Origin of the sequence: Paraburkholderia sp. J67 (genome assembly GCF_905220265.1) — a bacterium.
Lineage (GTDB): Bacteria > Pseudomonadota > Gammaproteobacteria > Burkholderiales > Burkholderiaceae > Paraburkholderia.
The window spans coordinates 1-16,786 of record NZ_CAJMZK010000032.1; the positions used below are offsets into that span (position 1 = coordinate 1).

The 16,786-nt window shown below is 64.1% G+C and carries 13 protein-coding genes; 8 read left to right on the forward strand and 5 right to left on the reverse strand.

What is annotated here, in order from left to right:
* Positions 1 to 187 precede the first annotated feature (187 nt).
* Positions 188 to 1,588, reverse strand: a complete 1,401-nt coding sequence (locus U5782_RS35135; RefSeq protein WP_322048453.1) for a GntP family permease — start codon at positions 1,586 to 1,588, stop codon at positions 188 to 190.
* A gap of 201 nt (positions 1,589 to 1,789) precedes the next feature.
* On the opposite strand from U5782_RS35135, the gene U5782_RS35140 reads away from it, so the two are divergent.
* Both U5782_RS35140 and U5782_RS35145 read left to right on the forward strand, forming a co-directional pair.
* Positions 1,790 to 2,356 carry a BON domain-containing protein gene (locus tag U5782_RS35140; RefSeq protein ID WP_415914461.1) on the forward strand — a complete coding sequence of 189 codons (567 nt, stop codon included), beginning with the start codon at positions 1,790 to 1,792 and terminating at the stop codon, positions 2,354 to 2,356.
* A gap of 109 nt (positions 2,357 to 2,465) precedes the next feature.
* Positions 2,466 to 2,741 carry a hypothetical protein gene (locus tag U5782_RS35145; protein ID WP_322048454.1) on the forward strand — a complete coding sequence of 92 codons (276 nt, stop codon included), beginning with the start codon at positions 2,466 to 2,468 and terminating at the stop codon, positions 2,739 to 2,741.
* Positions 2,742 to 2,756: 15 nt separating this feature from the next.
* Here the strand turns inward: U5782_RS35145 and U5782_RS35150 are convergent, their stop codons facing one another.
* Complete coding sequence (locus U5782_RS35150) at positions 2,757 to 3,971, reverse strand: helix-turn-helix transcriptional regulator (RefSeq protein ID WP_322048455.1); 1,215 nt, start codon at positions 3,969 to 3,971, stop codon at positions 2,757 to 2,759.
* A 417-nt stretch (positions 3,972 to 4,388) separates the two neighbouring features.
* Here U5782_RS35150 and U5782_RS35155 point away from each other — a divergent pair, with 417 nt between their 5' ends.
* From U5782_RS35155 to U5782_RS35165, 3 genes are all read left to right on the forward strand, one after another.
* Entirely contained in the window at positions 4,389 to 4,616 is a 228-nt protein-coding gene (locus tag U5782_RS35155) for a hypothetical protein (protein WP_322048456.1), read from the forward strand.
* Positions 4,617 to 4,755: 139 nt separating this feature from the next.
* A complete protein-coding gene (locus U5782_RS35160; protein WP_322048457.1) occupies positions 4,756 to 5,058 on the forward strand; it encodes an H-NS histone family protein in 303 nt (100 codons plus the stop codon).
* Positions 5,059 to 5,641: 583 nt separating this feature from the next.
* Entirely contained in the window at positions 5,642 to 7,243 is a 1,602-nt protein-coding gene (locus U5782_RS35165) for a peptide chain release factor 3 (RefSeq protein ID WP_322048458.1), read from the forward strand.
* Between the two features lie 61 nt (positions 7,244 to 7,304).
* Here the strand turns inward: U5782_RS35165 and U5782_RS35170 are convergent, their stop codons facing one another.
* On the reverse strand, positions 7,305 to 8,480 hold the full coding sequence (locus U5782_RS35170) for a GGDEF domain-containing protein (RefSeq protein ID WP_322048459.1): 1,176 nt from the start codon (positions 8,478 to 8,480) through the stop codon (positions 7,305 to 7,307).
* Positions 8,481 to 8,799: 319 nt separating this feature from the next.
* Between U5782_RS35170 and U5782_RS35175 the strand changes: the two genes are divergently transcribed.
* Positions 8,800 to 11,163 (forward strand): GNAT family N-acetyltransferase, encoded by a 2,364-nt coding sequence (locus U5782_RS35175; RefSeq protein WP_322048460.1) that lies wholly within the window; start codon positions 8,800 to 8,802, stop codon positions 11,161 to 11,163.
* Positions 11,164 to 11,182: 19 nt separating this feature from the next.
* On the opposite strand, the gene U5782_RS35180 is transcribed toward U5782_RS35175, so the two are convergent.
* Positions 11,183 to 11,728: a hypothetical protein gene (locus U5782_RS35180; RefSeq protein ID WP_322048461.1), complete on the reverse strand. Its 546-nt coding sequence runs from the start codon at positions 11,726 to 11,728 to the stop codon at positions 11,183 to 11,185.
* A gap of 171 nt (positions 11,729 to 11,899) precedes the next feature.
* Here U5782_RS35180 and U5782_RS35185 point away from each other — a divergent pair, with 171 nt between their 5' ends.
* Positions 11,900 to 13,930 (forward strand): tetratricopeptide repeat protein, encoded by a 2,031-nt coding sequence (locus U5782_RS35185; protein ID WP_322048462.1) that lies wholly within the window; start codon positions 11,900 to 11,902, stop codon positions 13,928 to 13,930.
* Between the two features lie 637 nt (positions 13,931 to 14,567).
* Here U5782_RS35185 and U5782_RS35190 read toward each other — a convergent pair.
* Positions 14,568 to 15,401, reverse strand: a complete 834-nt coding sequence (locus U5782_RS35190) for an IclR family transcriptional regulator (RefSeq protein ID WP_322048463.1) — start codon at positions 15,399 to 15,401, stop codon at positions 14,568 to 14,570.
* Positions 15,402 to 15,684: 283 nt separating this feature from the next.
* Here U5782_RS35190 and U5782_RS35195 point away from each other — a divergent pair, with 283 nt between their 5' ends.
* The gene (locus U5782_RS35195; RefSeq protein WP_322048464.1) at positions 15,685 to 16,752 is read left to right on the forward strand and encodes a sugar ABC transporter substrate-binding protein; all 1,068 of its coding nucleotides are present in this window, start codon (positions 15,685 to 15,687) and stop codon (positions 16,750 to 16,752) included.
* The last annotated feature ends 34 nt before the right edge of the window (positions 16,753 to 16,786 follow it).

Here is a 16,786-nt window from a genome sequence, read left to right on the forward strand (position 1 = left end):
TACGCGCGTGAAAAAGCGTCGCCGAAATACGCCCACAAAAATGCCGTCCCTTAGGGACGGCTTTTTGCATTCAACAACCCACATCGAATCAAGCATCACTACGCGGGCTTATCCTCCGCGCCAAGGTACGCTCGACAAAGCCCCACTTCTGCTGATCCAGAACGGCTCACGGCCACTCTCGTACCGATCAAACCAACCCGGTCGTATAAAAAACCGCAATCACAAAGAACACCGCCAAAGTCTTGATGACCGTGACCGCAAAAATGTCGCGATAGGACTCGCGGTGCGTCAACCCCGTCACCGCAAGCAGCGTAATCACCGCGCCGTTATGCGGCAGCGTATCCATACCGCCGCTGGCCATTGCCACCACGCGATGCAGCACTTCGAGCGGGATATTTGCGGCCTGTGCGCCCTTAATGAACAGATCGGACATGGCGGCCAGCGCGATACTCATCCCGCCTGACGCCGAGCCCGTAATCCCCGCCAGCGAGCTCACCGAAACGGCTGCATTGACGAGCGGATTCGGAATGCTCTTGAGCGCATTGCCCACGACGATAAAGCCGGGCAGCGCCGCGATCACCCCACCGAAGCCATATTCCGAAGCTGTATTGAGCGACGCCAGCAACGCGCCCGCAACAGCGGCCTTCGTGCCGGTCGCGAAGCGCTCCTTCACGCGCGAGAACGCCGTGATGATCACGAACACGATCCCAAGCAGCAGCGCGCCCTCGACCGACCAGATCGCGACGACCTGTTTGATCGTTGTGGTCACGGGCGTGTGGACACCGGGCAGGACGTCGGGCGTGACCGTGTAGGTGTCGCCATACCACTGCGGAATCCAGCGCGTGAGGAAGAAGTTCGCGACGCCCACCAGCACCAGCGGCGTCACGGCCAGCAGAGGATTGGGCAAATGCTCGGTCTTCACCTGCTCGGGTTCGTTCACGAGCGACGTGCCGTAGCCTTCGCCCTTGGCCATCGCGCTGCGGCGACGCCACTCAAGGTAGGTGAGGCCGACCACGATGATGAACAGCGAGCCGATCACGCCCAGCGCGGGCGCGGCCCATGCGGTGGTCTTGAAGAACGTCGTCGGGATGATGTTCTGGATCTGCGGCGTACCCGGCAGCGAGTCCATCGTGAACGAGAACGCGCCGAGCGCGATCGCGCCGGGCATCAGGCGCTTGGGGATGTTGCTCTGGCGGTAAAGCTCGGCGGCGAACGGATAGACCGCGAACACCACCACGAAGAGCGAGACGCCCCCATAGGTCAGCAGCGCGCACACGGCCACGATCACGGCATTGGCGCGCGAGCGGCCGATATAGCGGATCGCCGCGGCGACGATCGCTTCCGAGAACCCCGATAGCTCGATGACCTTGCCGAACACGGCGCCGAGCAGGAACACGGGGAAATAGAGTTTCACGAAGCCCACCATCTTTTCCATGAAGATGCCGGAAAAGACAGGCGCGACGGCGGCGGGGTCGGTCAGCAGAACGGCGGCGAGGGCCGCGATGGGAGCAAACAGGATCACGCTGTAGCCGCGATAGGCGGCAAGCATGAGAAACGCTAAGGCGGCGAGAACGATGATGAACGACATGGAGTCTCCTGCAAGGCGTGTTGCACTTCGTCGATGCACTTCTGTATTACGCTTTTTTCTTGCACTTTCTGGCCCATGATCAATGCATGGTGCGCCGCAGCGATTGTACCGAAACGCTCAGGAACGCCTCGCTATTGCGGCGAGGGCGGCAGGCTTCTATCTTGACGGGATCGGTGTCTGGCGCTTCTGAAGGGGATGGCGATGCGAAAGCGCGAAACTGTCACAGGACAAAAGGCGCGTGCCGTCGCGCTCGGTGCGTTCATCCTGTTCGCGACGATGCTCGCGCCGCACGACGCGATGGCGCAGGCGGCGGCCCAGGTGCGGGCGCCTGACCCGAACGAAATCCGCAACTGGTACAACGACCCGTTCTTCGCGATTTCGAATGCGCAGGGCGCCTGCCCGCAGCCGCTCGGCCCGGCCATGACGAAGGCCGAAGCCGACGACGATGCGCACTACCGAGTCGAGCGCGGCACGACCTGCTGGCTCGCGCACAAGTGCAGCAAGCCGAATTCGTATCTCTACGACGCCGATATCGCTCAGGCAATCCGCGCGCAGTTCAAGGACGACGCCACGCTCGCCGGCACGACTCTGTGGATCACGGTGCAGCGGCGTTTCGTCTACGCGGAGGGTTGCGCGGGCGCGCAGTTCGACCGCGCGGCACTGGAGCGGCGCCTCGCGGCGATTCCCGATGTCGAGCAGGTATTCGTGCGCGTGAGCGCCGATCCGCACGCCCCACCGCCTTACAAGATCATGCCGCCGCCGCATTGATGCGGTCGTACCACTCAGGCCCTGCAAAGCACGTCCGGCGCCGCTCAGGCGTCACGCGGCATGGCACAATCGCAACGTCGAAAAATCTAGAAAGCCCTCGGGGTACACCATGACTCGTTTCGGTTCGTTGTCGTTCCGTTTTCGCAAGCTGCCGTTCGCGGCGGGCGCCTGCGTATTGTTCGCGGCGTTGTCCGCATGCAGCAGCGGCCCGCCGCTGTTTCTCTCCGATGGCCGTCCTACGATCCAGGTGCAATGCCCGGCGGGCGGCGACCGCGACTCGTGCGTCCAGCAGGCCCGCGTGCGTTGCGGCGGCGCCTACGACACCGTCGATACGTCCACGAGCGGCGACACTTACACGCTGGTGTTCGCCTGCAAGGCGAAATAAGACAGGCGGGCGGCGTCAGTTGCCGTCCAAGCCAGCGCGACCGTGCGCTGGCAGATTCATCAGCAGTCGCAGCAGGTCGGTTTGCCGCCGCGTGGCGGTTTTAAGGTAGATCGACTGTAGTTGCTTGCGCACCGTGTCGTATTGAACACTCACGCGCGCGGCGATTTCCTTGGGCGTGAAGCCATCCACCAGCAGATGCACGATCCGGCATTCGGCCGCAGAGAGGTCGAATGCTGTCGCCAGCACCTGCTCGTCGACCGCCGGCGCCGAGCGCGGGTGGTAGAAGGTCAGCGCCGCCAGGGCGCGCAGCTCGGCGGCCGAGGCGTCGCCGGGCGTGACCACGTTGTAGAACGCATAGAGGACTTCGGGGGCGGCGGGCAACGATGCCTCAGGGTCTTCTTCCGCGCCTGTGCCTGCTTTTACGCCTCTATCGGCATGATCCACGGCGCTAACGATACGCAGTGCCCGAAAGCGCGCCGCCGCGGCTCGCGCACCGCTCACGCGGTTCTTCAGGCGCGCCTCGCTGATCGCCACATCCTCAAGGAAGCGCGCCTGAAAGGGTGCGGCCAGCGCGATGCGCCTGCTGCGCACGCGTACAAGCGAAGTCGCACGCAGCAGTCGCTGGGCGGGCTCGTTGCTATGCAGAACTTCGCCGAGCGCGCTCACGAGCATCGCCGGCGGCCGAGCCTGCCCCGCGATCGAATCGGCGTCGGGCAACAGGCGCGCGAGCCCGAGACGCATCGCGCGGATGAGGTGGGGCGTTAGTCGTTCGAGCAGCGCGCGCGCGGATTCCGGGAGCGGGCCGTCGGCTTCGTTGCGACGGCAGGCGATCATGGCGGTGAGCGTGCCGCTGTCGATCAGCTTGCAAAGCGAGACGAAACGGCCACGCCCCGCAAGCACACAAGGCTCGAACACCGCCTGACCCTGGCTGTGTCCGGCGTCGCTGCAACAGTAGAGCCATTTGCCGGGCGCGCAGGCACGCAGCCACTCGAGGCGCGCGTCGTCGCGATAAAGCGCGGGAATAAACTCAAGCGGTTCCGTTTCGAGCACGCTGAAACCATCGGCCCAGGAGAAAAGCTCGCGCTGGCGATCGAATACGCTCAACTGGATTGATGCGGCCTCAATCGATTGACGCAATTGCGCGCAAAAATCCTTCCATGCCGCCGGACGTTCTAGCGTGGCGTAAATGCCGTGCAATAAACCGTCATAGTCCGATTCGTTCGATTTCACGCCGATTCCGTATTCAAACCCGCCACGAAGCTTCGGACACGTCAAATGCGCGTCGCATATTTCTTGCACAACTGCGGAATATACAGCGATTATCGCAGCCGTTAATCTTCAATTCGTTCGGTGACTAATAATCGTGAGATTGGACGAGGCGCCCATTGCGTTCCGTGCGGTAGGTAACGGACCCGTCACTATGACCGTTTTATTCTGGTTCGGCGAGGCAGGGAAAAATCATCTCACCCAACGAGGTTGCGAAGTTAAAAGACCGCAACAGCAGGCCAATCAGCCGGTCGGCGTCCGATAATCGAGCTGAATTGGAACAATGCGGCGAAATAATCGTTTATTCGTCACGCGGCATTGAATGCGCCGACGCCATTGAATGGCGTCTTCCATAAGCTGGATGAATCCCCGGGGCTAGAAATGAATCATCATCAACTGGAAAAGGATATCGAGCATCTCGAGCACGTCATCGCAAGACTGTCTGGTACTGACCGCATTCCCCTTTCTTACTGGCGTGGCCGTGTCGCTTCGGTATCAAGCGCCGATCTCGTGCCGTCGCAATTGCAGCGTGTCAGGCGCCTTTCCGAAGCGCTGTGCGCGCTGGAGCGGCGAATAACCGGGTGCCCGTTACAGGAAACCGTTCGTTAGCGAACTCATCACGATTGATTACGCTTGTAAAAAATAGCAATAAATAGACATGAGTAAGTGAAAAAAACGTGCAAGTTGACACTATTTCGCGTGAGACGGGTCACAATGGCGTTGTGTGACCATCTGGAGATCTCTATTCATGCCGAGCTACAAGCAACTAACTGCCCAACTCGAAAAGCTGCATAAGGAAGTTGCGGCGGCACGCGAAAAGGAAGTCGCGCAGGCGATCGCCGATATCAAGGAAAAGATCGCGGAATACGAAATCACGGCAGAAGAACTCGGCTTCACGAGCGCGCGCGCACCAGCCGCTGCACGCAAGAAGTCGCCGCTGCCCGCGCGCTTTGCCAACCCGAAAACCGGCGAAACCTGGAGCGGCCGTGGCCGTGCCCCGGCCTGGCTCGCCGGCGTGAAGAACCGCGACCGCTTTCTCATCAAGGAGTGAGCGCGCATCGCGCGACATCCCGTAAATCCTCACCTAAAGGCGGCGCGAGCGTTTTCGAACGCGCTGCCGAGCGTCGCCAGGATCTGGCGCTGACTCGGCCGGTGTGGGACATCCGAACTGCCTTGGCGCTCACAAGTCTCTGAAGCGAAACGCTTTCCCCGGAAACGCGTAGCTGCACAACGTTGTGGCGCGGCTGTGGCTCCCGATGGAGCGAGCCGCGTGCCGCCACGTCTTGCGTGCACATCCGGCCCCACGCCGCTCGCTCCCGTAAAAGCTCACCATTGTCCTGTGACAGTTCGCGACGTGCCTTTCTCGCACCGAGCGAACTCTTAGTCGCGGGCGGTAATGCCGTGTATCATTCGTCCCCGGCGCCTTCCTGCTGCGGACGTCGGTCGTGGTTTTTAAGACCGGTCGTGCTATTCGCCTCGAAGGCCGCGACGCGCAGGTGGCCCGCCTGCCGTGCCGCAGCCGGCCATGCCGCCGCGCTGGCCGCCGGGCCGGCCGATGCCGATGCGCCGGCCACATCCGCAACCCCCGCCGCGCGGCCGGTTGCCCGAATTCATCCGTGATACCCGCTCCATCCATGTCAGTTGCCGAACTTAGACGCCGCCGCACGTTCGCGGTCATTTCTCACCCGGACGCGGGTAAGACCACGCTCACCGAAAAGCTGCTGCTGTTCTCGGGCGCGATTCAGATCGCCGGTACCGTGAAGGGCAAGAAGAGCGGCCGCTTCGCGACCTCCGACTGGATGGAGATCGAAAAGCAGCGCGGCATTTCGGTCGCGAGCTCGGTCATGCAGTTCGAGTACGGCGACGCCGTCATCAACCTGCTCGACACGCCGGGCCACGAAGACTTCTCGGAAGATACCTATCGTGTGCTCACGGCCGTGGACGCGGCCGTGATGGTGATCGACGGCGCGAACGGCGTGGAAGCACAGACGCTCAAGCTGCTCGAAGTCTGCCGCAGCCGCAAGACGCCGATTCTCACCTTCATCAACAAGCTCGACCGCGAAGTGCGCGAGCCGCTCGACCTGCTCGACGAAATCGAGCAGCACCTTGGTGTGGCGGCGGTGCCGTTCACCTGGCCGATCGGCATGGGCAAGGAATTCCAGGGCGTCTACGACATCCAGCGCGACCAGGTGCGCGTGTTCCGCGCGGGTCAGGAATCGCTCGGCGGCGCAGTGGAGACCTTGCAGAACATCAGCGACGAAGTGGGCGAAGCGCGCTTTGGCTATCACTGGAAGCGCACCAAGGAAGAAGTCGAGCTGATCACGGGCGCGACGCCCACGTTCGATCGCGACGCGTTTCTGTCGGGTGAGCAGTCGCCGGTGCTGTTCGGCTCGGCGATCAACAACTTCGGCGTGAAGGAAATTCTCGACGCGCTGGTCGATCTCGCGCCGCCGCCGTCGCCGCGTATGGCCGTGCAACGTGCCGTGTCGCCGGACGAGGCCAAGTTCACGGGCGTCGTGTTCAAGGTGCAGGCCAACATGGACCTCGCGCACCGCGACCGCGTGGCGTTCATCCGCGTGTGCTCGGGTCACTTCGAGCGCGGCATGCAGCTCAAGGTCACGCGCAACAACAAGACCTTCCGCGCCAACAACGTGGTGAGCTTCCTGTCGCAGCGTCGCGAGACCGTGGCCGATGCGTATCCTGGCGATATCATCGGTATTCCTAACCACGGCACGCTGAGCCTCGGCGACACGCTCACCGAAGGCGAAGACCTGCAATTCACGGGGCTGCCGTTCTTCGCGCCGGAAATCTTCCAGGCCATCGAAGTGGTCGATCCGATGCGCGCCAAGCAACTGGGCGAAGCGCTCAAGCAGCTTGGCGAAGAGGGCGCGATTCAGGTGTTCCGCCCGCTTCACGGCGGCGCGACGATTCTGGGCGCGGTCGGTCAGCTGCAGTTCGAAGTGGTGTCGCACCGCCTCGCGGCCGAGTACAAGGTGGCCGTGCGCCTGATGCCCGCGCGCTATCGCCTCTCGCGCTGGGTCACCTGCGACGATCCCGCCGAGCTGCGCCGCTTCACCGACTCGTACGAGGCCCGCATGGCCTACGACGCGTCGAATGCGCCTACCTACCTGGCTTCGCACGTCTCCGAAATCGAAGTCGCGCAGAAAGCCTGGCCGAAGATCGTCTTCAACGAACTGCGCGAGCATTCGGGTGCGCCGTTCCGCAAGTCGATGTAAGCCTTCGCTTCGCCGCGGGTGAGCATGCAAAACGGGCCGCTTTGAGCGGCCCGTTTTGCGTTTACGCGTGGGTGGGATGGGGCTGGCTGCCCGCACGCTCCAGCCGGTTGCCGCCGAGCGACTTCGCGCTGTAGAGCGCCTTGTCGGCGGCGGCGAGCAGGTCGGTGAGCGTCACGGCCTCGCCGTGCCGCTGGGCAAGCCCGATGCTGACCGTCGTGCGCATGCCGACGCCGTCGATGCCCTGCGCCGCCGTGAGCGCGAACCGTTGCACGATCAGCTCGCCCATTGCCTGGGCCTGCGCATTGTCGAGCCCGGGCAGGAGCGCGGCGAATTCCTCGCCGCCGATGCGCGCGAGCAGCGCCTGTGGGCCGACCACGCCGCGCGCGATCGCCGCGAACGACTTCAGCACTTCGTCGCCCGTCTTGTGGCCGTAGCGGTCGTTGATCGCCTTGAAATGATCGAGGTCGAACGCCAGCAGCGCCACCGGCTCACGCTTGCCCGCGTGGACGAGCACGCGCGTGCCTTCCTCGAAGAACCAGCGGCGGTTGCCGAGCCGGGTCAGATAATCCGTTTGGGATTCCTGTAGAAGCTGGCTGTGAGTTTCCTCGCGCACGAGCCGCAGCAGGGTCATCGGCAGGACCACGGAATACAGCACGCCTTCATACATGGTGATCTTGCTGACCGTCGGCAGGATTGCCTGGCCGTAGCGCGTAGCCAGCCACGGCAGCACCGCCGCGCGAAACGCGTAGAGCGCCGCATGGGCGCCCGTCACCAGTACCGCGATGTTGCGCGCATGACCCCATTTACGACCATCGCCGCGCAGCAACTCGCGCGCGGCCATGGCGGCGGTCAGGGAAATGGGGATCGCGGTGAGGTACATCCACATGACATCCAGCCAGCGCGTGCCCGACATGACCCAGGCAAGCGCCTGCACGATCAGGATGAGCGCGGACGCAAGCCGATAGCGCCGCCCGTTCATGGTGGCGACGCCGTGGGCGATCAGCAGATAGCCGCTCAGCATGACCAGATTGCTGAGGGCGGAGCCCCAGACGCCGGGCAGCTCGCGACGCCAGATCACGCCCGCGCAGCCAATGGCGAGCGTGGCGTAACCAGCGGCGAGTAATTTCAGTTCCTTGCTGCGCCCCGGGTGAGTGCGATGCTCCCAGAGGGTCATCGCGGAGCTGGCGAGCAGGGTACCGATCGCGAGGAAATAGAGGGTGAGGAGATCGACGTGCATCGCGGGCGTAAAAGCGCTACGCCGTTACATCGCGGCGGCCGAGGCATTTTACGACGAAAATTAGACATAACCATGATCGCAAATTGAGGCTGCGAATTTGCAACAGGCGCAATCCGCACCGCCGCGCCGACGCCAAAATTCGCCAAGGCGAAACATTTGCGTGCGCAACGCTCGTGCGCGACGCCGTGCCGCCGCCACGGCTTGCGCAAGCGGCGGCGAAATGCAGGCATCGCGGGGCCGATTCGCCTATCCTCATCGTGACGACGCGCGACGGCCATTGACGGGCCGCAGAGGCGCACACGAACAGCGAGGAGGGGCAGTGACCGTACGCAATCTCGACGCGATATTCCAGCCGAAGTCCGTGGCCGTGATCGGCGCTTCGCAGCGCGTCGGCAGCATCGGCAACATGGTCTGGCAGCGTTTGATCGAAGGCGGTTTCGCCGGTCCGCTATGGGCCGTCAATCCGCGTCATGCGGGCGACGCCGCCGACTTCGACGGCCGGCCCGTCGTGGCCGATGCGGGCGATCTGCCCGAGGCGCCCAGCGTCGCCCTGATCTGCACGCGGCCCTCTACCTGGCCCGCACTCGTGCATCGGCTGGGCGGTATGGGCACGCGCGCGGCCATCGTGGTGGGCGAAGTGCGCAACGAGGAAGACCGCGCCGACCTGCGCCATGCACTGGCGGCGGCCCGCCCGCATCTGCTACGCATACTCGGGCCGGGCAGCCTTGGCGCGCTCACGCCGGCGCTCAACGCGCAACTCGGCGCCGCCGCCACGGTCGCGCGCAAGGGCGGCGTGGCGTGGGTCTCGCAGTCCAACGCGCTCACCAATGCCGTGCTGCGCTGGGCCGATGCGCGCGGCCTCGGCTTCTCGCATGCGGTCGCGCTCGGCGACGAGGCCGATATCGACGTCGGCGACGTGCTCGACTATCTCGCGAGCGATCCCTCGACGCGCGCAATCCTGCTTGAAGTCGACAGCATCCGCGCGGCGCGCAAGTTCATGTCGGCGGCGCGCGCGGCGGCCCGCAACAAGCCCGTGCTGGCGCTGCGCAGCGGCCGCGACGAACCGGGCGACGCGCTCTACACGGCGGCGTTCCGGCGCGCGGGCCTCGTGCGGGTCGATACGCTCGACGACCTGCTCGACGAAATCGAAACGCTGGGTGTGGGCCGCGTGGCAGCAAGCGACACGGCCACGCTCATCACGAGCGATCACGGCGTGGCCACGCTCGCGCGCGATGCCTTCAACAAGGCCGGCGACACCCTGGCGCAATGGAGCGACGAAACCCGCGCGGCCGTGGCGGCGGCGCTGCCGCACGCGCAGGCGGGCAATCCGCTGGTGCTAGGCGACACAGCGAAGCCCGAACACTTCGGCCTCGCGCTGCAAACGCTGGCCTCGCAGCGCTCGAGCGGCACCGCGTTCGTCGTCCACGCGCCCACCCACAGCGCCCCGGTGGAAGCGGTGGCGCGCACGCTGATCGAGCATCAACGTTTTGCGTATCGCGGCATGCTGGCGTGCTTTTTTGGCGGCGTGGACGAGGCCACGCGCGATGCGTTACACGCGCACGGCATTCCCGTGCACACGACGCCGCGGCGGCTCGCGCGCGCGTTCGCGCGTCTGGTCGATTACCGGCTGGGCCGCGAACTCCTGATGCAGACGCCCGAGAGTCTGCCGGCGCAGGGCGTGGCGGCGATCGAGGCGGCGCAGGGCATCGCACGCGCGGCGCTGGCGGCGGGGCGCGACACGCTGGAAGGCGACGAGGCGGCGCGACTATTTGCCGCGTTCGGTCTGGAGACGACAACGGCGACGCAGCCTTCGGCGGACACGGTCCTGGACGTGCTGGTCGAATTCCGCGACGACGACAATTTCGGCCCGGTATTCCGCTTCGTCGCACCGTCGCCGGACGGCTTTTCGCCGCCGCTGCGGGTCTACAGCCTGCCGCCGCTCAACCCGGTGCTGTCGCGCGACATCATCGAACAGTCGCCCTATGCGCGGCGCGCGACGCCCGAGCCCACACTGCGCGCGCTCACGGAGCTGTCCCAAACGGTGTGCGAGGTGCGCGAAATCGTCGGCATGCATCTGACCTTGCGCGTGCTGCCAGGCGCGACCTTGCTGGCGGCACCGCGTATCAAGCTGGCGGAAAAGCGCAGCCGCTTCGCGATCATGCCGTACCCGCGTCGGCTGGAGGAGACGATCGACTGGCACGGCGAGCCGCTGACGATCCGCCCGATCCGGCCCGAGGACGAGGAAATGCACCGGGCCTTCGTCGAGTCGATGACGCCCGACGACCTGCGCCTGCGCTTTTTCTCGGCGGTACGCAGCTTCGACCACTCGCAGCTCGCGCGCATGACGCAGATCGACTACGACCGGGAGATGGCGCTCATCGCGAGCGTGAAGGGCGAGGACGGCAAGCCGCGCACGCTCGGCGTGGCGCGCGCGGTGTCCGACCCGGACAACGAAACGGCCGAGTTCGCCGTGGCGATCCTGTCGAATCTGAAGGGGCGCGGCCTCGGCCGCCTGCTGATGACGCGCATCATCGACTACGCGCGCTCGCGCGGCACACATTGGTTGCTCGGCGAGGCGCTGCGCGAGAATGCGCCGATGATCGGGCTCGCGCGGGCGATGGGCTTCACAGTGACGCCCACCGACGATCCGGGCGTGGTGGGGTTCAGGATGCCGCTCGACTGAGCGGCAGAGACCTTGAATATTACGCGGCGAGCTTGGCGAGCGCTTCGTCCACCTGCGCACGCGTGACCGACAGCTCTTCGAGCCACGCATCCGCGTATTGCGCGCCGGTTTCCTTCTCCAGGCGCGCGATTGTCGCGGCGCAGCGTGCGGCGTCCTTCGGCGTGGCGATGAAGGTCTTGACCGACTGGCCGCCCTGGAATGCCTCGAACAGTGCCGTGCGGATATCTTCCGGCAGCGCGCGCGTCGTCCATTGATGCGTCTTGCCGTTGAACGTGAGTGACGGCGGCAGCACGCGCTCCTTGCGCGTGGCCGGGATCAGACCGAAATTGCGCGCGGCTTCGGCGATCTGCTCGGCCGTGAACAGCTCGTCCGGCGTGATCTCGAACTGGGCGATCGCGGTCTCGACGGTCTTCATCGCGTCCGCACGGTCATCGCGCTTCTTCTGCGCGCGCGCGACGATCTCGCGCAGCTCGTCGGCTTCCTCGGCCGAAATCGTGAAGCTCGCCTGCTTTTGCTGAAGCTCGGAGAAACGCTGGAATTCTTGATCGGTCAGAAGTTTTGCCATGAGATATGCGTGCGCGTCCGGTGGGTGCCGCGCGCCGGACGGAATTTGAGAGGGCCGCCATTTTAACCGGTTTGCACGACGGGTTTCGAGTTGACCGCATGCGCCCACCTGCCGCGCCAAACCAGGAACCCTCTGATGGTCGCGCTCCATCGGTCTTCCTATGATCGGGGCATGAAAATCTCCAGTCCGACCCTCTCAGCCCGTTCCGCCGATCTGCTCAAGCGCGGCATCAATCGTCTGAACGCCGAACAATACACGCTCGCCGAAGCGCTATTTCGCGAGATCCTGGCGCAGGATCCCCAGCACGCCGACGCGTGGCACCAGCTCGGTGTGACGCTCGCGCGCCAACAACAGTTTGCGCAAGGCGAAGCGGCGATCCGCAATGCGCTCTCGCTGGGCGACTGTGGCGAACGACAGCGCGACCTCGCGTGGACCCTGCTCTGGCAGGGCCGCGACGACGAAGCCATTGCCGCGTACTTTGCCGCCATCAATCAGGGCGTGCGCGAGGCGCGCCTTTTCAACAACCTCGGCAACCTGCTTCAGAAGCGCAACGACACCGTGCACGCGGACGCCGCCTATCGCGCGGCGATCGAAGCCGACCCTGCCTACGCGCTCGCTTACAGCAACCTCGCCATGCTGCAACAGGACGCGGCCCAGTTCGAGGCCGCCGAAGCCAGCTTGAAGAAGGCGCTCGAACTCGATCCGAACGCGACGCATCTCTGGCAGCGCTACGGCGGGCTGCTCGAGCGCCTGAACCGACTCGACGATGCCGACGAAGCGTATTGCCGGGGCGGGCGCTGGGAGTCGGCGCAATATGTTCGACGCTGCGTGGCGCACTGGAAGGACCTCGATCGCATCGATCAGGCGGCGCTCGACATGGTGGCCTCGGGCGCGGCTGAGCATCTCACGCCGTGGGGCCTGCTCGGCATTCCGGCGCTCACGCCGGGCCTGCATCGCGAAGCGGGGCGGCGCTTTGCTGAATCGCGCTGGCGCGGCGAACTCGCGGCGCCGCCGCTGGTGGCGCGCGGGGCGGGGCTCGCGCAGTTGCAGGCGGCGCTGGCGGCAGGCGAAGCGGGTGTGCGATTGCGCATCGGCTATCTTTCCGCCGACTTTCACGCACACGCTACGCTGCGGCTGATCGCGGGCGTACTGGAGCTACACGACGCCGAGCGTTTCGAGATTCATCTGTATTCCTATGGAGTTCATGCGCCTGACGCAGCGTGGCAAACGCGACTTGCCGCGATGCCCGCGACGTTCCACGACATCGCTGGCCTGACCGACGCGCAGGCCGCCGCAAAGATCGCGCACGACGGCATCCATCTGCTCGTCGATCTGAAGGGCTACACGACCGGCATGCGGCTGGGCATCACGGCGCTGCGGCCCGCGCCCGTGATCGTGAGCTGGCTGGGGTATCCGGGCTCGCTGGGCGCGCCACGCCTCGCGGACTACATCATCGGCGACGCTGTGGTGACGCCGCCTGACGCTGCGCCGCACTACTCGGAGACGCTTGCGTTGATGCCGCATTGCTACCAGCCGAACGACCATCGGCGCGAGCGCGACCCGCGGCGTCCCTCGCGTGCCGAGGCGGGCTTGCCCGAGCGTGGCTTCGTGTTTTGCAGCTTCAATCAGACTTTCAAGCTCAACGCGCAGATGGCTTCGGTTTGGGCGCGGCTCGTGTGTGCCACGCCGGGCAGCGTGCTCTGGTTGCTCGATCCCGGTAGTGAACGCGCGCGCGGCAATTTGCATGCGTTCTTCGAGACGAAGGGCGTGGCGCGCGAAAGGGTGATTTTCGCGCCGCGTCTCGTGCAGGAGGCGCATCTGGCGCGGCTGCAACTGGCGGATCTTGCGCTTGATACGCTGCCTACCGGGTCTCATACCACGGGGAGCGATGCTTTATGGGCCGGCGTGCCGATGGTGAGCGCCGCTGGGGCGCTGTTTGCCGGGCGGGTGGGGGCGAGCTTATTGCATGCAGCGGGACTCGATGAGTTGATCGCGCGTGATCTCGATGGTTATTTTCAGATCGCGCTTGGGTTGGCGAGTGATTCTGCGTGGCACGCGAGTATTCGGGGGAAGCTTGCGCGGGCTAAGGGTGAGGCTTTGCTTTTCGATACTGTGCGCTTTGCGCGTGATCTGGAGCGGCTCTTTTTGGCTGTTGTCAGGCGGGAGGTGGAAGGGGGCGAAGGCGCGGTTGTGGTGCGATAAATCGCTTTTGTGTGCGTGATTTTTTGGGGTTCTGGATGTTTTGGCCTTTCCTTGTTTTCTTGTCGGTCTATTAGCGTTGCCCCTGTGCGGGGCGGCACCTACTTTTCTTTGCCGCGGCAAAGAAAAGTAGGCAAAAGAAAGCCGCTCAAACCGCTAGTGTGACGAAGTCCACAAACAGCCGTTGAGGGGGAAAGGTATAGGGGCATCCGTCACATCGCACCACTAAACAAAGTGACAAGGCCATCATACATCCGGGGGAGCTACGCGCCCCGTGGGGCATAACAGGCAAACCGAAGGTTTGCCAGAATTCGCGAAAATGCCTTCAGTACAGGGCTTTCCCATGCAGACCCGTCCGCTGCGCGCGTAGCGAGCAGCGGGATGAATGAGTCCTTTGTCACTTCGTTTAGTGGTGCGAAGTCGCAGACGCTCCTATACCATTCCCCCTTAACGGCTGGTTGTGAACTGCGTCACACTGGCGGTGTGAGCGGCTTTCTTTTGCCTACTTTTCTTTGCCGCGGCAAAGAAAAGTAGGTGCCGCCCCGCACAGGGGCAACGCTAATAGACCGACAAGAAAACAAGGAAAGGCCAAAGCGTCAAAACCCACGAAAAACAGCAGCCGAACGCCAAAAAACCGAGGCTACGCCTCCCCCTCCCGAAAAATGGACAACGCGCTCACAGTTTCCCCAAGCATCCGCGTAGCCTCATCGAGCGAAGGCGCGACATAACCGTCGATGCGCTTAAGAAACGGACAGGTCATAGCGGCAATAGCTTGCCCGGAAGGCCCGAGCACAGGAAACGTAACATCGGTCACGCCAAAAATCTGTTGGCTATCCTTACGAGAAAATCCCGCGTCGCGAATAGACTCACAAGCACCCTCAAGCGCAGCGAGATCAATAGCGATCTCACCCTTCACCTTGGTATGTTCAGCGAGCATATGCGAGCGCTGCTCCAGCGACTGATACGCGAGAATCGTACGCCCGGAACTGGTATCCACAAGCCCGACCCGCGACCCCAACCGCACGGCGATGCCCCACGTGCCAGGCCCATCCACCTGAGCGATCACAAGCAGATTGCCACGGTCATACACGGCAAGATGACAAGACTGCTCGGCATCGTTGGCGAATCGCTGCATGAGTGGCAAAGCCTCGGCGATCAGCCGTTCCATCGGCGGATGACGGTGCGCAAGCGCAAATAGCTTGAGGCTCAACGCGTAACGATCGCCCGCTTCGGATCGCATCACATACTGACGCGCCACGAGCCGCTCAAGCATCCGGTATATCTCGCTGGCGTTGCGCCCAAGCGCCTTGGTGATCTCCGCGCGCGTGAGGCCGCCGCGCTGCTCGGCGAGTAGTTCGAGAATGTCGAGCCCCTTGTCCAGCGCGGGCGCGCGGTAGCGGTCCCCGTCTTCGCTATCTTCCGGCTCCAGCACCGGCGGCGCATCGCCGCGTACCTTGCGTGCGTTTGTTTTCATGCGTCCCTTCTTCGTTGGCGCGCGCCGCTCGCGGTCTGCCTCGCCGTGCAAGCCCCCGATAGCCCAGGGAAATCACGGACGCTTGCTGCGGCGCACATTCCTTGACCTTGTGTCGTGCGTATATGAATAATAGGTTCACTGGTGAACATACGCCAGTGTCGTCTGGAAAGGGAAGAGGAGTTGCAGCGCCGCTGGCGTACTCTGCTTGACCACGCGGGCGCGGCGCACACGGAAGGTTCCACAACGAAAGAACCGACGAAATCAGCGTCGACAGGAGACAGTCATGGCGTTCGCATCCGGGCACCCCCTAGCCCGCCACTCCACTTCACCCCGCCAGGCGGGTGCGCTCGCAAGATCGCTCTGCGCCGTCGCGGCCTGCGTCGCCGCACTCGCCGCACCCAGCGCGTCGCAGGCCGCCGACGCCAGCAAGGTCGGCCTCGGCCTGCCGCTGCTCACCTCGCCGTTCTGGCAGTCGTACAACAACTACCTCGGCACGTACGCGAAGCAGATGGGCGTCGATATCCTCGCGCCCGTGAATTCGAACAACGATCCCGCGCAGCAGATCACAGACATGAACAACATGATCAATCTGGGCGCGAAGGGCATCGTGGTGGGGCCGATCGATTCGGCCGCCATCAGCCGCGCGCTCGACAATGCCGCGCAGAAGAACGTCAAGGTGGTGGCCGTCGATGTCGCGCCCACCCAGGGCAGCGTGGCGATGGTGGTGCGCGCCGACAATCGCGCCTATGGCGAGAAGGCCTGCAAGTACATCGGCGAGCACGTGAAGTCGGGCAAGGTCGTGCAGATCATGGGCGATCTGGCTTCGGTGAATGGCCGTGATCGTTCGGAGGCGTTTCGCGCCTGTCTGAAGGGCTTTCCGAATCTCTCGTTGCTGGAAATTCCGGCAGGCTGGAAGGGCGATGTGGCGGCGAGTGCGCTCGATAGCCTGCTGACCGCGAATCCCGACGTGAAGGGCATCTACATGCAGGCAGGCGGTGTCTATCTCTCGCCCACGCTGCAAACGTTGCGCCGCAAGCAGTTGCTGTTTCCCGCTGGCGACGCGAAGCATATCGTGATCGTCTCGAATGATGGAATTCCGCAGGAATACGAAGCGATTCGCAAGGGCGAGATCGACGCCACGGTTTCGCAGCCCGCCGATCTCTACGCGAAATACGGCCTCTATTACATCAAGGCCGCGCTGGAGGGCAAGACGTTCAAGCCGGGCAAGACGGATCACGACAGCAACATCATCCAGTTGCAGCCCGGTGTGCTCGAAGACCAGTTGCCCGCGCCGCTCGTGACGAAGCAGAACGTCGACGACAAGAACCTGTGGGGTAACACGATCAAATGAGCGATCGAGCGAGCGATCGGGAAACCGGTCAGAC